The sequence below is a fragment of the Nocardioides sp. WG-D5 genome (genome assembly GCF_054031175.1).
Genome location: NZ_CM132928.1, coordinates 1105239 through 1118605, shown reverse-complemented (window position 1 = coordinate 1118605; position 13367 = coordinate 1105239). Strand labels below are relative to the sequence as shown.

Here is a 13367-nt window from a genome sequence, read left to right as displayed (position 1 = left end):
CGCTTCTGCAAGCTTGTGCTGTCGGCCTGTGCACCTGCTTGGAGTGCATGGAGCTGCTCGGTGAGACGTTGGCGGATCTGCGGTACCGCGGTGGTGCGCCAGGGCTCCTGTTCTGTGCTCCAAAGCCTTCCGACTGCTTGCTCGATCTTGTCGACGGCGATGTAGGGCGCTTGGCAACCGTTCGATTTGGTGTGGCGACCGGAGCAGACGAAGTACTCGTAGACGCCGCCTCGTCCGCGGCTGCGGCTGTAGACCATGCGTGAGCCGCACGGGCCGCAGTAGAGCGTGCCGGTGAGGTAGTGGAGATGCTTGCGTTCTCGGTTGCCAGCGGCTCGGTTTTCCGCGAGGCGATCCTGGACCGCTGCGAAGACTTGCTCGTCGATGATCGGCTGGTGGGTGCCGGGGTACTCGACGTCGCGCCAGGTGACGTAGCCGGCGTAGTAGCGGTTGGTGAGCATGCGGTGGACCTGGCTGCGCGGAAGCGGCCGCTCGGCCTGCTTCTTGGTGGCTTTGATCGTGAGCCCGCGCGCTTCGAGCAGTTCCGTCATGCGGGTGAGGGTCATGTCGCGGTTGTTGGCGTACTCCTCGAATGCCCAGCGGATGTGGTGGGCGCGTTCGGGGTCGACTTGGATGACGCGCGCCTCGCGGCCGCTTACAGTCGTGCGGACGTTGAGGTAGCCGACGGGGGCACGTGTCGGGGTGCCGCCTTGGCGGACCTTCTCCTCCATACCCTTGACGACCTCTTGGGCGAGGTTCTTGCTGTAGAACTCAGCCACCGAGCTGAAGATGCCGTGGACGAGCTGACCCTGCGGCGTCTCGTCGACGTTCTCGCTCACCGAGATCAGGCGGGCACCAGTCTCGCGGATGGCGAGGTTGATCATGACGTCGTCGTACCGGTTGCGTGCCAGGCGGTCGAGCTTGTGCACGATGACGTACTGAATGCGGTTCGCCTTGATGTAGGTGAGCATCCTCTGAAGCTCGGGTCGGTCGGTGGTCTTGGCTGACTCACCAGCCTCGACGAACTCCCTGACGACATGGGCGCCGACGCTGTCGGCCTTGCCCTTGATGGCCGTGCGCTGTGCCGGTAGGGAGAGTCCTTCTGCCAGACCGCCCCGGTGGGCCTGGTCCTTGGTACTGACCCGGATGTAGCTGACAGCGCTGACTGCGAGGCCTTCGGTCTGGAGAGCTGACATCTCATCCTCGTTTCGTAGTAACAATCGGCGGAACAGGTTCATGCGGCAAGGTCTCCACCACCTTCCAGGTCTCGTACCTGGGCATTGAGGCGTTCGTGCAGTTCGCGGATCAGCCACCCGGTGCTGTGATCATGCGGGCAAGGCTGGTGTGGGCGCATGCTGTCCAAGCGATCCAGCTGCTTCGCGAGTGCTGCAATCTCGGCTGCAGTTTGCTGCAGTTTCAGGCCGGTGTGAGCGTCCGAGGGCGTGCTGTTAACAGGGGTCGGCTGCGACTCACGGTGTGCAGATTCTGCCTCCAAAACCATACGTCGGGGGTTCGAGTCCCTCTGCCCCTGCCAGGGGTCAGCGCATCGATTTTCGGTGCCTTGACCTGTGGAAAAGTCGGTACCTGCTGCAGTTTCGGATGCAGTTTGCTGCTGTGTGAGGCTGCCTAGAGCGTTCAGTGCCTCAGATTCGAGTTCCATGTCCGCGTGCTGGTAGATCTGCTGAGTCGTTGTGATGTCGGCATGGCCAAGGATGTGTTGGATGTCCCGATCGGGCACGCCGATCTTCTTCAGGAGCGTTGCCGTGGTGTGTCGCAGATCGTGGAGACGGATACGCGGCAAGCCGGCCTCGGCGCAGATCGCCTGGAACTGGCGAGTGAAGTTCTGCGGATCGATCCCAGTCCCCGTCGTGGAACGGAATACGAGATTCGTCTCGTCGCCAACGTCGCCGTCAGGAGGCGCCACGGGCCCGAGGACGCGCCGCACACTCTCGGAGAGCGGTAGGACCCGCTGGCCGGCTTCAGTCTTGACGGGCGAGATGGTCAACTTCCCGTCGATCCGCTGGAGTTGTTGGTCGATCCGGATAGTTCCCGCTTCGAAGTCGATGTTCTTCCACGGCAAGCCAAGGACTTCACCTCGACGGGCGCCGTAGGTGGCAAGGATCAGGAAGGCGCCATACCAACGGTGGCGCTTGACTACTTCGAGGAATCGCTCGAGTTCGGCGGGCGTCCATGGCGTGATGTTCTTGCGTTGGTATTTCGGCACGGTGATTCGACTGGCGGCGTTGCGTAGGACCAGCTCCTCCCGTTCGGCGTGACCAAGTGCGGCGCGGAGGGTGGCTCGAGCCTTGTTCGTCGTCCGGGCAAGCCCGGTGCGTGCGTAGATGTCGTTTACGAGCTTCTGTACGTCGCGGGGTGATAGCTGCGACAAGCGAAGCTTGCCGACCCCAGGTTTGAGGTACTTGCGAGTGATGAAGCTGTAGTCATAGATGGTTGTTGGTCGCGCCCTGATGGGAACGACCTCCTGGAGCCAGTAGTCGAGATACTCGCCGACCGTCTGCTCGCGCTCAGGGGTGCGGAAGCCATCGCGATCCCGCTTGAGCCGCTCCTGGAGTCGGGCGTTCGCTTCGGGCCGTGTGGCTGCAGTGACTGTGATTCGCTTGCTGCCACCGCCGACAAGGCGGATGATGCCTTGCGCGGCCCACCTGCCGTTGGGTCGCTGGAAGACAGTTCCCTCGCCGTTTCCGCGCCTACCGCTCATCGCTGGTACTCCTCACGGCTCTCGGTGATGAACGCCTCCAAGTCGGCGGGATCGATGAGCCGACGGCGCCCGATGCGTACGGTCGCAATCTGGCCGTAGTTCGCGGCGCGGAGCAGGCTGTCAACGCTGATGCGCAGTTGGTCGGCCGCCTCTTCGAGGGTCAAGAGGCGTGTTGGGCCTCCCCGCGGCTCCTCATTGTTGTTGGTGTGGTTGGTTGTCGTAGTGGTGGCCATATGTGCCTCCTTCCATAATTCTCTTATTTCTGGTTCCACATTCCCCGGATACCCCCGTTATTGCTCCCATAATAAAGAAATATGGGGCGGAATGTAATAGTAAATGGCGATAATACATCGGAATTCCGAGGTTTCTGGTTCCTTGCCGCGATAATCCGCTTCTCCTGTGGCGATATTCGGCATATAGTGAAATACATATGACGAACGATGAATTTGACCGGCTATTCAAGGATATGAGTGATAGATTCGACAAGATTGAGGGTCGGCTCGACGGTATGGCTACGAAGGGCGATCTCGATGGTCTCCGTATTCAGCTCGATGGACTCCTTGACCGTATGGACACCGACAGCACGGAGCGTGCCGCGATGGTTCATCAGCAGGATCGGCAGCAGGGCAAGCTCGATGATCACGAGGACCGCATTGCTGGGCTCGAGCAGCAGTTGGCTGCCTAGTTGCATTCCGAAGCCGGAGACCTGATGCGAGAGCGCCCCGTGTGGGCGCTCTACTTGTTGAACAGGTAGAACCTCCCTTGGTAGGCGACGATGTCGTAGGTTTCGCGCACTAGGTTGAGCACCTTCGACGGATCGATCGAGGCGAAGTAGCCGACTTCGGATTCATCGAGCGCTTGATCGAGTTCGAGCGTCTCGATCGTGTCGGCGATCAGCTGGCTGGGGTCGTCGAGCGACATCGCGAAAGCGTCGTGGAAGAGGTCACGGGCGTTCTCCTCGGTGACGTCCGGCAGACGCAGGAACGCGGCGAAGGCCGACCCAAGCTCTCGGATGGCTTCCTGGATGTCCTCGCTGTACGTCTCGACTGTCGGTGTCGGGCCGCGTAGTTTCTCAGCCTGTCGGAGGATGTAGGTGCCCAGCCAGTTGGCCCACTCGTACATCTCCACGGAGATGCTGCGGTCGGAGAAGACCCTGGCTAGCTCGTCGCTCATTTGCTCGAAGTTGGCACTGGCGGTCACTGCGAAGTGATGGAGAGCCGGTGCGCGGTGTGGTCCTTCGTAGTCGGCGAGGTATCGCGAGATGGCTCGTGCTCCGATGTGGGAGACCTCGCCGCCGTATTCCTGGGCGGTAGCGATGGCGTCTTCGATCGTGACGCGCAGCGCTGGGTAGGTTTCGTTGGCGCCGGTGAAGTCGACCTCCCCGGGGTTGAGCCGCTCGGCCGGTGGTCCGGAGTAGCGGTTCTGGTCGTCTGGCTGGTCGGGTGTGTTAGGCCGTTCCATCTGGTGCCTCGCGTACGTCATCGTCAGTCACGACCCGCAGGACCGCATCGCTCTCGGCGAGGACGACTTGTGCGCCGTAACCCTGGAGTTGCAGCACCTCGGACAGCCCTGCCGATGACGTACGGCCGAGGCGGCTTACCTCCAGGACCACGACGTAGTCGACGTCGTGGTCTTCGACGAAGTCATAGAGCGCCTCCATACCAGGCTTGGAGTTGGCGTGGGCGGACACGCCCTGGTCGACAAACTCCTGCAGCACGCGAGCACCGAGGCGTTCGGCCGTCGACCTACAGCGCTCGAGTTGGAGCTCCACTGAGCGTTCACTTGTAAGCATTGTCGAGGCAGCTACCCGGGCGTAGGCGACCGCTGTTGGCTCGGAGCTACGCCGTTCCATGGTTGCTCTCCTTGCTTGCGTCGGTGGCCTCGAGGAAGGTGGCGAGCGCCAGCAGCCACCTTGTCGGAGGAGTCCCGAAGCGCACCGCCTCGAGCTCGGTCCGCGCCTTGGGGTTAATCAGGTGCCCGGTGGCGGCGAAGCGCTCCAGGGCGCTGCCCGGTCCGCCGTGAACGGTGGCGGCGATCAGGCGGGCGGTCGCTTCGTCGATGCGCTTTGCCTTCTTGTGGGCGCGCTTGGTGACCTTGTCGATGCGCCGCCAGGCGCGGCGTTCGTTGTGGTCGATTGGCCCGTACAGCAGCGAGCGAGCGGTGACTCGCCCGCCGGTTTGGCGCTGGTTCTTTTCGTTGGTGATGCTCATGGATTCCTCCTCTTGGGCTGTTAGGGGGTTGGTGGTGTTGGGCCGCCTGGGCTGCCGTCCGGGGCGTGGGCGACGACGGCAGTGGTGATGAAGTCCTCTGCCATCACGACCCGATGCAGTTCGGGTGTTAGCCCTGGGGTGCGTTCGAGCGTTCGCTCGATGGCTTCCCGTCGTGGCCCGTCGTCGACGATCCACAGCACGGCGGGGAAGATGCCGTGCTTGGTCTGGTAGGCGCCGGTCGCGAAGTAGCGCTGGTAGACCTGTGCCTTGCGTGAGATGGCTGGCCCGTGCTCGGTGCCGAGATCGCGTTCGAGGAACCAGTGGTTCTCGTAGTCGCCGGCGATCGTCACTGCGGTGAGGTCGGGCTTTAGGACTTCGGCTCGGCCATGGGCGCCGAGGAAGCGGATCCAGTTGTCGGGTTCGGCGCTGAGGGTCAGCTCCTCGATCTCCTTCGTGTGGAGCGTCTGCTGGAGCTGCGCGGCGAGCTCGGTTACGGCGATGGTGTGCGTGATGAACGCTCGCCCCGGCTCCACGTAGCGGCGACGGTGGTCACCGTCGATGACCGACAGCAGCCGGTCGCCCGTCACGTCGAGTTGCCAGATCACGCTCTCGGCTCCTCGCTTGGAGCCGCCGAGTCGCTGACTCAGTCGCCTCAGGAGGCGGTGCCGCTCCAGCCGCGCCAGTGCGCGCTGGCAGCTGCGTAGCGATGCCCCTTCACTGGTGAAGCCCTCGACGAAGTGCCAGCGGCGGACCTGCTGTGTCGTCGCCAGCCGGTGGGCTCGCAGCATCCGCAGCACTCGGAGGTCGCGTGGGCCGAGCCTGCCCTCCAGCCAGCGCACATCGACCCGCGTCATGACAGCCTCGGCTGCGACCCGGCGATGCGACTGGTGTTGGTTGGCACGTGGTGGTGTTGCTCGTTCCGGTGATCGTTCCGGCGATCGCGACCAGCAAGGACCTTCCGTCCCAATCCGGCCCACGACCTGCGATGCCGCTCGTGTTCCAGATGGGACTGACCCGCTTTCAGCGGGTCTTCCTCCGCTCCGCTTCGCCTGCCAGCTTCTCTCAGCCGATCCGCTTCGGCTTCTGCTCCTCCAGTCGCAGCTTGTCCTCGTACCAGCCTCATCGCTGCCTCCGCTTCCGGCCGACTGGCGGCGGCTGGCCAGGCAGTTGGGGCACTGCCAGCTCCTGGGCGGCGGGGGGTGTTGGCCCGCCAGGGGCGGTTTCCGGGCCGGTGGCGGCCTGGGCGGGGCCAGGCGGCGCTGCCACCGGCTTTGGCGCCGGAGCGGCCCACCGTGCGCGGCTGTGCGCCCGCACACGCTCGGGGTCTGCGATGGTCTTGCTTGGCGGTAGAGTGCGAACCAGTGCCCATCCTTGTGGGTGGCCGTCGGCGACGAGGTTGGCGTAGGCCTCGTACTTGCCCAGCGACATGAAGTCCTCGCTGGTGAGGTCACGCACGCCACGTGTGAAGTGGTTGGCGTCCTCGTACTCGGTGCGGAAGACGATCTTGCTGCGGGCGTTCATGTCGACCGCTGAGCGCATCTCGGGTGGGAACTGTCCGACGAACTGTGCGGCCAGGAACCAGCCGACGCCGAGTGAACGGCTGACTGCCAGCGCATCCGCGAGGCTCGAGGGCAGGTGTAGGAAGCGGGGTGCTTCGTCGACATAGACGACGCCGGGGCGCTTCTCCGGGGTGTTCTCGGCTGCTCGTTCCTGGATGGCTAGCCACAGGTCGGCGACGAAGAGGGAGCCGAGCATGCTGGCGGTTCCGGCTCCGATGAGTCCCTCGTTGAGGGGCACGAGCACGATTAGGTTCTCGCGCCAGATGTTGCGCAGCGACAGGCGGGTCTGGCGCTGGTCGAGGGTGTGAAGTAGGGCCGGCCGGAGCAGCAGCTGACGTAGGCGTGAGAGCGGTGCGGCGATCGCTGCCGCTTGTGCTGCTGGTGACTGGCTGTCGTACCAGCCCCAGAAACTGGCCAGCCCTTCGTCGTGCTGCAGGTTGCCCATGACAGTGCTGCGGAAGGGCAGGTCGGTGAGGATGCGGGGAACGTCCGCCAGGGTTGCTGGGACGCCGGTGATCACGCTGGCTCGGGCGAGTGAGCGCAGGGCACCCGAGAAGATGTCGAGCGTGCGAGGTCCCCAGCCGCCGGCGAACAGGTCGCCGAAGACCGCCATGATGCCGTCGACCACCACGTCCGGATCACGCCCGGCCACGTCCAGCGGGTTGAAGCCCACCGGTTGTTCATCGCCGACATCGAGCACGACGACCTGGTCACGTCGCTCCCTAGGAACCCTGGCGAGTAGATCGTCGACAAGCTGGCGCTTCGGGTCGAGCACGATCACCGGACGACCGGCCTTCATGTCCTCCTCGACGAGGTGGAGCATGGCCGTGCTCTTGCCGGACCCGGACGGCCCGTAGGCCACACCGTGGAACAGCGCATCATGGGACGAGATGCCGACCAGACGGTCTTCTCCGAGCACCGCCGATCGGGCGAACACTCGCTCCGTGTCGTGCACCGCAGCCGAAGGACGCAGTGGCTTCGGGTGCGGGCTCGGGATGCCGGGCAGTGCCTCTTCGCCGAGCGGCCAGCCGATCAGGCCGACCAACTCGGCGCAGCTCAGCTCAAGCCGTGGGCGGCGCGGGAGCTGGGCGCTGTCGAGCAAGCGGTGGTCTTCTCGCACCAGATCCACCCACACACCAGGTGTCCGAGCGGTCAGAACGGCACCGAGTAGGTGTTTCACGAGCCGCTGCGGACGGTCTGGATCTGGCGAGGTGGTTCCGAGGCGCACGGTGGCGGCGAAGCTCGGCTCCTCCGTGCGTACGCGCAGGGCTTTGCGTTCCTCGGCGTTCGCCGGTCGCGCCGATCCGGTGAGCATCTGCCACCAGCCTGTCGACGGTGGCAGTACGTCGGCCGGTAGCAGGGCGGGGGCGTGTGGGTGCCCCAGCACGATCTGCATGGCGACCGCCTCGTCCTTCGTCAGGTGGACGCTGGCCGCTGAGAGCAACCCCCGGGTGACTGCCAGAGGGTCATCGGTGCGCAGCGGTAGTCCCATCGGGCGAAGCTGCAACCGGCCGCTGGCCTCCATAGGTGTTCGGGTCGGTGCGCTGGAGAACAAGACCCCCGGCAGCTCGTCCCGCAGTAGTCGCTTCACTGTGTGCACGGCGGTGACGTCGCAGCCCAGCAGGTGCGCGACGCCGTCGGCGGTACCGCGCAGCTCGAAGACGATCGGTGAGCGCAGTCGCTGGCTTGCTAGATCGACGAGCAGGGCATGGACGCGTGACTCGTCGAGCGGCCGCGGGAGGTGCAGTCTGGTCCAGACGATCTCAGGCCGAGTCATGTCGGTCCTCCTCGACCTGGCGATCCTCCTGGTCGCGATTCGCGTCCGGCAGGTTCTTGCCCTCCAGGTAGTGGTCCACCGCGGTGCTGACGATGCGCGAGATGTCTGGATTCACGCGGCGGATGCCACGTGCGACGATGCGGAAGTCGCCTTGGCGACGGTTCTTGCGAGTGCGGCGGGTCATGTCAGGTCACCTCCTTCGGGGTCGTTAGGGCGCTCGTGAGCGCGAGCTTGTGTTGGCGGTAGTGGTGCGGGTCACCAGCGGCGGCGCTGGGCGTCTCGGATGCGCCAGACGAGATAGGCGACACCGACCACGAGGCCGAGGCCGACAATCCACGGCAGCAGGTCGACGAGTATGTCGATGGCCAGCTGCAGCGCGATGGCGATGCCGAGCACCATCAGGGCGGTGTTGACGAGCCACTGGACGGGGTTACGCACGGGCTTCTTCTCCTCGTCCTTCTTGGTGGTCACGACGCCTGCTCCTCGTCGGGCTCACCCGGGCGGGCCTTGTCGGTGTAGATCGGCACCGGGAAGCCTGGAATCTCGATGTCACTGGGGATCTGGTCGCCCCACACGCTCCAGTCGGAGGTGCTCAGCGGCCGGCGCCTAGCGAAGAGCTCGAGGTACGGCCCGGGGCTGACGCGCTCGATGAGGGCGAACTGCTCCTCAGGCTTGTGGCTGTGGTCGGTGATCGGTGCGCTGAACCACGACGGCTGCGAGCGGTAGAGCACAGGGGCCTTGCCGCGCGTGGCGAACACGACGTGCTCGGTAGCGTTGCGCAGGTAGTTGCCGAGGCCGAGCTTGGGCCACTTCACCCAGGTCAGTACCGAGCGGGGAGTGAAGCCCCACGCTTCGGCGACCTCGTGCGCAGCGACAAGCGTGGCGTTGGTGCACCAGATCCAGGCGTGCGCGTCGTCGTCCATGAGGTCGGCGATCGGCATCTTCTTGATCCGGTCGAGGGTCATCAGGTCGTAGTGCATCTGGGCACCACGGGCACCCTTCTGCTGGATGTCCCAGGGCGGGTCGGCCAGCACGGTCTTGAACGTCCGCTGCGACGATGAGGCCACCGCCGTCGTGTTGTCGGTCATGAAGGTCTCCGTTTCTGCCAGCGAGCTGGCATTTAGTGATGGGTCGAATCCTCTTGAGAGGTCGTGCTCCGGCCGCTGCGAGAGGCCGGAGGGCCGGGCGGGGGAGACCCCCGCCTCTGGTTAGGCCGGCGACGGGGCAAGTCGATGGCGAGTCAGGCCGTGCAAGATCGCCTTCGCAAGCGCTCCAGGCGGTTGGCCGTGCGGGATCGCGATGCTGACGTCAGCTCCGGGTACAGATACGTCGGACGGCGCACCGAGCACGCAGGCGTAGACCGTCGCCGGCAGGTGCGCTAGCTCGTCGAGCACGCCGTCGGGGTTGCTGTCGGTGATCTGGAAGTCGCTCAGCACCGCCACCACGGCGTCGTGCTCGGGGTACTGCCGGAGGACTTCCCCTACTCGGTGCACGGCTGGCCGCAGATTGCTGGTGCCAGCGCCTCCCAGGGGCAGACGCAAGGTCGGGTCGAGAGCGCGAATCCCCAGTCGGGTGAGTCGCTGGGCTGAGATGTCGCCAGCCGGGGTGTCGAAGTGCGCCACCGTGGCCAGCTCGCGCTTACAGCGACACCGCTGACCGACGGCTACAAGTGCAGCCCTGATCTCGGCGTAACGGTTGGAGATCGGATCGGATCCACCGGGCGCGGTCACGGAGCCGGAGTCGTCAACGACAGCGACGAACAACGTCGGGATCTTCGGACAACGGCCAACCGGCCCTAGTCGATCGACCCCCCCCAATGGCTGTATTGGCGGCTTCACCGATCAGCGAGGGAGCGAGCAGTCTCGAGGTAAGCATCATCGCTCACCGCCAGCGCGGGTGCGACGGCCGATCGGAGTCTCCTTGAGGCCGAAGCCGTGCCCGACCAGTCCAGGGTTGTTCCGCAGGATCCGCCACTTCAGTGCCGTGATGTGCCTGCCGGCCGCGCGGCCGCGGGCGGCATGCTCGTCGCGGACCGAGGTTGCTTCAGTGCTTGCGGTGAGGTGGCGAACGAGCTGTGGATGCGATGCGAGGTGGTTGGCGCGTTCGAGCTCGCGTGCGTAGTCGGCCTCGGCGGCGTCGATCTGGTCGGCGATCTCGTCGGTGTAGAAGTAGGCGTTGATTCCCGACGCGAGCGCGATGCCGATGGCCAGCAACCCGTAGACGAACCCTGCTGCGGAGCCCTCGATGATCGCCCGCAGCCAGTAGATGCCACCGGCGATGGTGAGGCTGGCGATAACGCCCGTCCCGATGATGACCTTGGCGAATCCCAGGCCGAGGTCAGGTGCCCGAAACAGATGCTCGTAGGGCACCAACGTTTCGGGCAGCTCACCGGACTCACGATGACGACGAGCTGCTCCACGCAGGTCACGCAGCTCGCCACCGACCATGCCCGCAGTCAGCGCCGCCATGCCCGTGGCCAGCGCCTGGGGGATCGCGGTAACCGGATGCTCACCATAGGACAGCGCGGCACCAGCCTGACCAGCGACGTCCCCGCCGAGCAGGAAACCCCAGCGCGTCAGGTACCACTTCTTGGCACCGGGCTCGCGACGACGGAACGGCCGCAACGCCTGGCGCGTGCGCACGAAGGCGTCTCGTGCCTCCGCCAGAACGGCCCGGTGACCATCAATGTGGCGGCAAGCCTCCTCAGCGGGCATCTCGGTGGCAGCCTCAGCCTTTTGCGACTCGCGTCGAGCCACCAGGCCCTCTGCCTCCCAGAGCGGATCCTGCTCCGATGCCAGGTCGTCGTACTCCAGCTCGGCATAGGTTTCGGCCACGGCGTCGGGGCGAACCGGGAGGCTCGCGGCATCGACGGGCTGGAGGCGAACGGCCTCGGCCAGCGCCTCGATGTCCTCGGTCCGGTCGTTCGGTCCCTCGCCGGACAGCACGCGGAAGATCGACCTCACGATGCTGCTCCTGCCGCTTCGGTGACGACCTCACAGCGGTCGGCCCCGGTACGCGTACACAACGTGTTATAGAAGGTCTTGACCGCATCGACCACCTCGGTTGCCGGTGCATCCTGTGCCACCTGCCCGATCCCCGAGAACGTCACCTCGCTGCCGCTGAGATCCGGGACGGCGAAGCTACTGGCGGCATCCTCGGGGGAGTGGACGATCTGGGCGAGCGTCACGCCGGTGTTCTGCAAGCCGTCGGTCAGGAGCAGGACATGGAGCTGGCCCTCGTCAGTCTGGCTGGCCCACTCGGCAGCAAGCCGAAGCTGCGCCACAATGTCCGAGCCGTCCTGGTCGAGCGTCGCGACGGCATCTGTGTAGGAGCCGGTCACCTGCTCACCGACCGCGTCGACCGCCTTGCCGAGCCGGCGCGCCTTAGCCTGGTTCGTGGCTCCGCGCAGCTCGATCCGCCCCTCGAAGAGCGTGACCGTGGAGGCGCTGGATCCGGTGAAGGCGACGACCTTCGCGGTGCCACCGCAAGCGGCGACGGACGCGAGGCTGTCCTTCATCGCCCCGACACGAGGAGCGTCGAGCCCGTTGTCGCGACCGGAGCCGCTGGCGTCGAAGGCGATGTAGGCGTTGATCGGGTTATCGCCGCAGGACTCGATGAGCTCCTTGGCATCTCCGATCCCGCTCGGCGAGCTGCAGGCCGCCAGGCCGAGCAGAGAGAATCCGGTGAGCATGAGGGCAGGAAGCGTCGAGGTTGTATGTTGCATACGTCGGCTCCGTTTCGTGATCTATGGCTAGGTCTGGGATGGGTGTTGATGCGGTGGGTGGCCACGTTGGCGCGGGGCCACCCACGTCTTGTTGCTCGTCATGGCGGTAGAGCCGCCTCGTGAGCTCCTTGTGTCGATACGCTGACACGTCGGGAGATCACTGTCATCGACAGATTTCTTGCAAAGTTGCAGGTAAGTTGCGCACATGACGATCGGGGTTGACAACGAGCACGAGCGTGCTGTGGAGATCCTGAAGGGACTGAAGCAACTGCGTCGTCTGGAAGGTCCGTATAAGCCCGAGAAATTGCTCAAGGTTCCCAGGCTCATCGAGCTCATTGCGTACGGCGATCTGCTCCGAGCGGCCGACCGACTGCAGGACGTCATCTGGATGCATTCACCACATGACAAGCACGTAAAAGCGGCATGCGCCATGTTGGCGTTTACGCCCTACCACGTCGGAAGCATGGATGCTCGCCTGAAGGCCGTTGCGACGGAAGACTTCGCCGACCAGGCAACCATCCGGCGGTGGGGTGATATCGGTCTCAAGAAGATCGCCCACAAACTGTCTTTGCGTCACGACGATATCTGGCGGCCGCCCCTTGCTGTGTTAACAGCAGAGCTTCAGGAAGCAGCACTCGAAGTTTCAATCCACTACTACTACCCGGCGGGTCTGCCTCCCCCGCAACGTCCTATCGCAATTATCGACAACCAGTACTGCGCGTGGCGGTTTCCGTGGGACCCGGGTAATGACGAGGATAAAGTCACCGAGACGCCGCTTGGGGACTTGAACTTCAAGTTAGCCTCGGCCAGGTTCGAATTCACAAGTGAGGAACTACCCAAGGAAGTTCAGTTTGTGTTTCGACGAAAGACCGATCTTCGATACGCTTCCTATGTGCGGTCGGACCTTGCAAACGTATATATCCAGACCTACCACGTAAAAGAGTCAGTTGCCCTCGAGATCGGCCCAGCCTGACCTTTCTGCGACCATCGCTGCGAAGGCATCGGCGAGTTGCTCATAAATCTCGTCAGGGAAGGCGTCGACGCCCATTCGTTCACGTGACGGCTGGTCGATGACCTTCTTGACCTCCCGCAACGCAAGGCGTAGGTGATCCTTCGACGGCTGCTTGCCGTCGATGATGACCGCGGGCGGTCGATCGACGTTGGTCAGCGACAAACTGGGTGTGGGGAGATCCGACGCGACATGGATATCAATGTCTAACACCTCTGATAGTCGCTCAAGTGTTGGCGGCTCTTTGCGGGGGAGCTGAAGCGACAGTACGACGGCCTGCTGACGCGTGCAGTGGATCGCCCAGTCAAACTCTCCCGCCGGGGTGGACTCCACGCTGCGCATCACTTCGAGAAGTGTCATCTCACGGGGGCT

The 13367-nt window shown here is 64.5% G+C and carries 16 protein-coding genes and 1 pseudogene; 2 read left to right on the top strand and 15 right to left on the bottom strand.

What is annotated here, in order from left to right; genetic code table 11:
• Positions 1–143: 143 nt before the first annotated feature.
• The 3 genes and pseudogenes from ACWZJV_RS05500 to ACWZJV_RS05490 form a co-directional block, all read right to left on the bottom strand.
• A pseudogene (locus ACWZJV_RS05500) lies at positions 144–1193 on the bottom strand (recombinase family protein); the annotation flags it as partial.
• Between the two features lie 38 nt (positions 1194–1231).
• On the bottom strand, positions 1232–2716 hold the full coding sequence (locus tag ACWZJV_RS05495) for a tyrosine-type recombinase/integrase (RefSeq protein WP_457180522.1): 1485 nt from the start codon (positions 2714–2716) through the stop codon (positions 1232–1234).
• Positions 2713–2949: a helix-turn-helix domain-containing protein gene (locus tag ACWZJV_RS05490; protein WP_457180521.1), complete on the bottom strand. Its 237-nt coding sequence runs from the start codon at positions 2947–2949 to the stop codon at positions 2713–2715. Before ACWZJV_RS05490 ends, ACWZJV_RS05495 begins: the two co-directional genes overlap by 4 nt.
• A gap of 197 nt (positions 2950–3146) precedes the next feature.
• Between ACWZJV_RS05490 and ACWZJV_RS05485 the strand changes: the two genes are divergently transcribed.
• Entirely contained in the window at positions 3147–3401 is a 255-nt protein-coding gene (locus ACWZJV_RS05485; RefSeq protein ID WP_457180520.1) for a hypothetical protein, read from the top strand.
• A gap of 50 nt (positions 3402–3451) precedes the next feature.
• Here the strand turns inward: ACWZJV_RS05485 and ACWZJV_RS05480 are convergent, their stop codons facing one another.
• The 11 genes from ACWZJV_RS05480 to ACWZJV_RS05430 all read right to left on the bottom strand — a co-directional run bounded on the left by ACWZJV_RS05480 (position 3452) and on the right by ACWZJV_RS05430 (position 11986).
• Entirely contained in the window at positions 3452–4198 is a 747-nt protein-coding gene (locus tag ACWZJV_RS05480; RefSeq protein WP_457180519.1) for a hypothetical protein, read from the bottom strand.
• Positions 4164–4568 carry a recombinase family protein gene (locus ACWZJV_RS05475; protein WP_457180518.1) on the bottom strand — a complete coding sequence of 135 codons (405 nt, stop codon included), beginning with the start codon at positions 4566–4568 and terminating at the stop codon, positions 4164–4166. Before ACWZJV_RS05475 ends, ACWZJV_RS05480 begins: the two co-directional genes overlap by 35 nt.
• The gene (locus tag ACWZJV_RS05470) at positions 4555–4926 is read right to left on the bottom strand and encodes a hypothetical protein (protein ID WP_457180517.1); all 372 of its coding nucleotides are present in this window, start codon (positions 4924–4926) and stop codon (positions 4555–4557) included. Before ACWZJV_RS05470 ends, ACWZJV_RS05475 begins: the two co-directional genes overlap by 14 nt.
• 20 nt (positions 4927–4946) lie before the next feature.
• Positions 4947–5780, bottom strand: a complete 834-nt coding sequence (locus ACWZJV_RS05465) for a replication-relaxation family protein (protein ID WP_457180516.1) — start codon at positions 5778–5780, stop codon at positions 4947–4949.
• A 265-nt stretch (positions 5781–6045) separates the two neighbouring features.
• Entirely contained in the window at positions 6046–8262 is a 2217-nt protein-coding gene (locus tag ACWZJV_RS05460) for a type IV secretory system conjugative DNA transfer family protein (RefSeq protein WP_457180515.1), read from the bottom strand.
• Positions 8249–8446, bottom strand: a complete 198-nt coding sequence (locus ACWZJV_RS05455; RefSeq protein ID WP_457180514.1) for a hypothetical protein — start codon at positions 8444–8446, stop codon at positions 8249–8251. Before ACWZJV_RS05455 ends, ACWZJV_RS05460 begins: the two co-directional genes overlap by 14 nt.
• A 71-nt stretch (positions 8447–8517) precedes the next feature.
• Positions 8518–8733: a hypothetical protein gene (locus ACWZJV_RS05450; protein ID WP_457180513.1), complete on the bottom strand. Its 216-nt coding sequence runs from the start codon at positions 8731–8733 to the stop codon at positions 8518–8520.
• Positions 8730–9350: an MT-A70 family methyltransferase gene (locus tag ACWZJV_RS05445; protein ID WP_457180512.1), complete on the bottom strand. Its 621-nt coding sequence runs from the start codon at positions 9348–9350 to the stop codon at positions 8730–8732. Before ACWZJV_RS05445 ends, ACWZJV_RS05450 begins: the two co-directional genes overlap by 4 nt.
• A 120-nt stretch (positions 9351–9470) precedes the next feature.
• The gene (locus tag ACWZJV_RS05440; RefSeq protein ID WP_457180511.1) at positions 9471–10025 is read right to left on the bottom strand and encodes a vWA domain-containing protein; all 555 of its coding nucleotides are present in this window, start codon (positions 10023–10025) and stop codon (positions 9471–9473) included.
• A gap of 111 nt (positions 10026–10136) precedes the next feature.
• A complete protein-coding gene (locus tag ACWZJV_RS05435; RefSeq protein WP_457180510.1) occupies positions 10137–11225 on the bottom strand; it encodes a hypothetical protein in 1089 nt (362 codons plus the stop codon).
• Positions 11222–11986 (bottom strand): hypothetical protein, encoded by a 765-nt coding sequence (locus ACWZJV_RS05430; protein ID WP_457180509.1) that lies wholly within the window; start codon positions 11984–11986, stop codon positions 11222–11224. The genes ACWZJV_RS05435 and ACWZJV_RS05430 overlap by 4 nt, the downstream gene beginning before the upstream one ends.
• Positions 11987–12191: 205 nt before the next feature.
• Here ACWZJV_RS05430 and ACWZJV_RS05425 point away from each other — a divergent pair, with 205 nt between their 5' ends.
• Positions 12192–12959, top strand: a complete 768-nt coding sequence (locus ACWZJV_RS05425) for a hypothetical protein (protein ID WP_457180508.1) — start codon at positions 12192–12194, stop codon at positions 12957–12959.
• On the opposite strand, the gene ACWZJV_RS05420 is transcribed toward ACWZJV_RS05425, so the two are convergent.
• Positions 12930–13355, bottom strand: a complete 426-nt coding sequence (locus ACWZJV_RS05420) for a hypothetical protein (protein WP_457180507.1) — start codon at positions 13353–13355, stop codon at positions 12930–12932. The two genes, ACWZJV_RS05425 and ACWZJV_RS05420, sit on opposite strands and share 30 nt — an antisense overlap.
• Positions 13356–13367 lie beyond the last annotated feature (12 nt).

What these genes read in the sequence shown, in the direction of transcription:
- ACWZJV_RS05495 (WP_457180522.1), bottom strand. Translation starts at nt 2,716, where the DNA reads ATGAGCGGTAGGCGCGGAAACGGCGAGGGAACTGTCTTCCAGCGACCC.
- ACWZJV_RS05490 (WP_457180521.1), bottom strand. Translation starts at nt 2,949, where the DNA reads ATGGCCACCACTACGACAACCAACCACACCAACAACAATGAGGAGCCG.
- ACWZJV_RS05485 (WP_457180520.1), top strand. Translation starts at nt 3,147, where the DNA reads ATGACGAACGATGAATTTGACCGGCTATTCAAGGATATGAGTGATAGA.
- ACWZJV_RS05480 (WP_457180519.1), bottom strand. Translation starts at nt 4,198, where the DNA reads ATGACGTACGCGAGGCACCAGATGGAACGGCCTAACACACCCGACCAG.
- ACWZJV_RS05475 (WP_457180518.1), bottom strand. Translation starts at nt 4,568, where the DNA reads ATGGAACGGCGTAGCTCCGAGCCAACAGCGGTCGCCTACGCCCGGGTA.
- ACWZJV_RS05470 (WP_457180517.1), bottom strand. Translation starts at nt 4,926, where the DNA reads ATGAGCATCACCAACGAAAAGAACCAGCGCCAAACCGGCGGGCGAGTC.
- ACWZJV_RS05465 (WP_457180516.1), bottom strand. Translation starts at nt 5,780, where the DNA reads ATGACGCGGGTCGATGTGCGCTGGCTGGAGGGCAGGCTCGGCCCACGC.
- ACWZJV_RS05460 (WP_457180515.1), bottom strand. Translation starts at nt 8,262, where the DNA reads ATGACTCGGCCTGAGATCGTCTGGACCAGACTGCACCTCCCGCGGCCG.
- ACWZJV_RS05455 (WP_457180514.1), bottom strand. Translation starts at nt 8,446, where the DNA reads ATGACCCGCCGCACTCGCAAGAACCGTCGCCAAGGCGACTTCCGCATC.
- ACWZJV_RS05445 (WP_457180512.1), bottom strand. Translation starts at nt 9,350, where the DNA reads ATGACCGACAACACGACGGCGGTGGCCTCATCGTCGCAGCGGACGTTC.
- ACWZJV_RS05430 (WP_457180509.1), bottom strand. Translation starts at nt 11,986, where the DNA reads ATGCAACATACAACCTCGACGCTTCCTGCCCTCATGCTCACCGGATTC.
- ACWZJV_RS05425 (WP_457180508.1), top strand. Translation starts at nt 12,192, where the DNA reads ATGACGATCGGGGTTGACAACGAGCACGAGCGTGCTGTGGAGATCCTG.
- ACWZJV_RS05420 (WP_457180507.1), bottom strand. Translation starts at nt 13,355, where the DNA reads ATGACACTTCTCGAAGTGATGCGCAGCGTGGAGTCCACCCCGGCGGGA.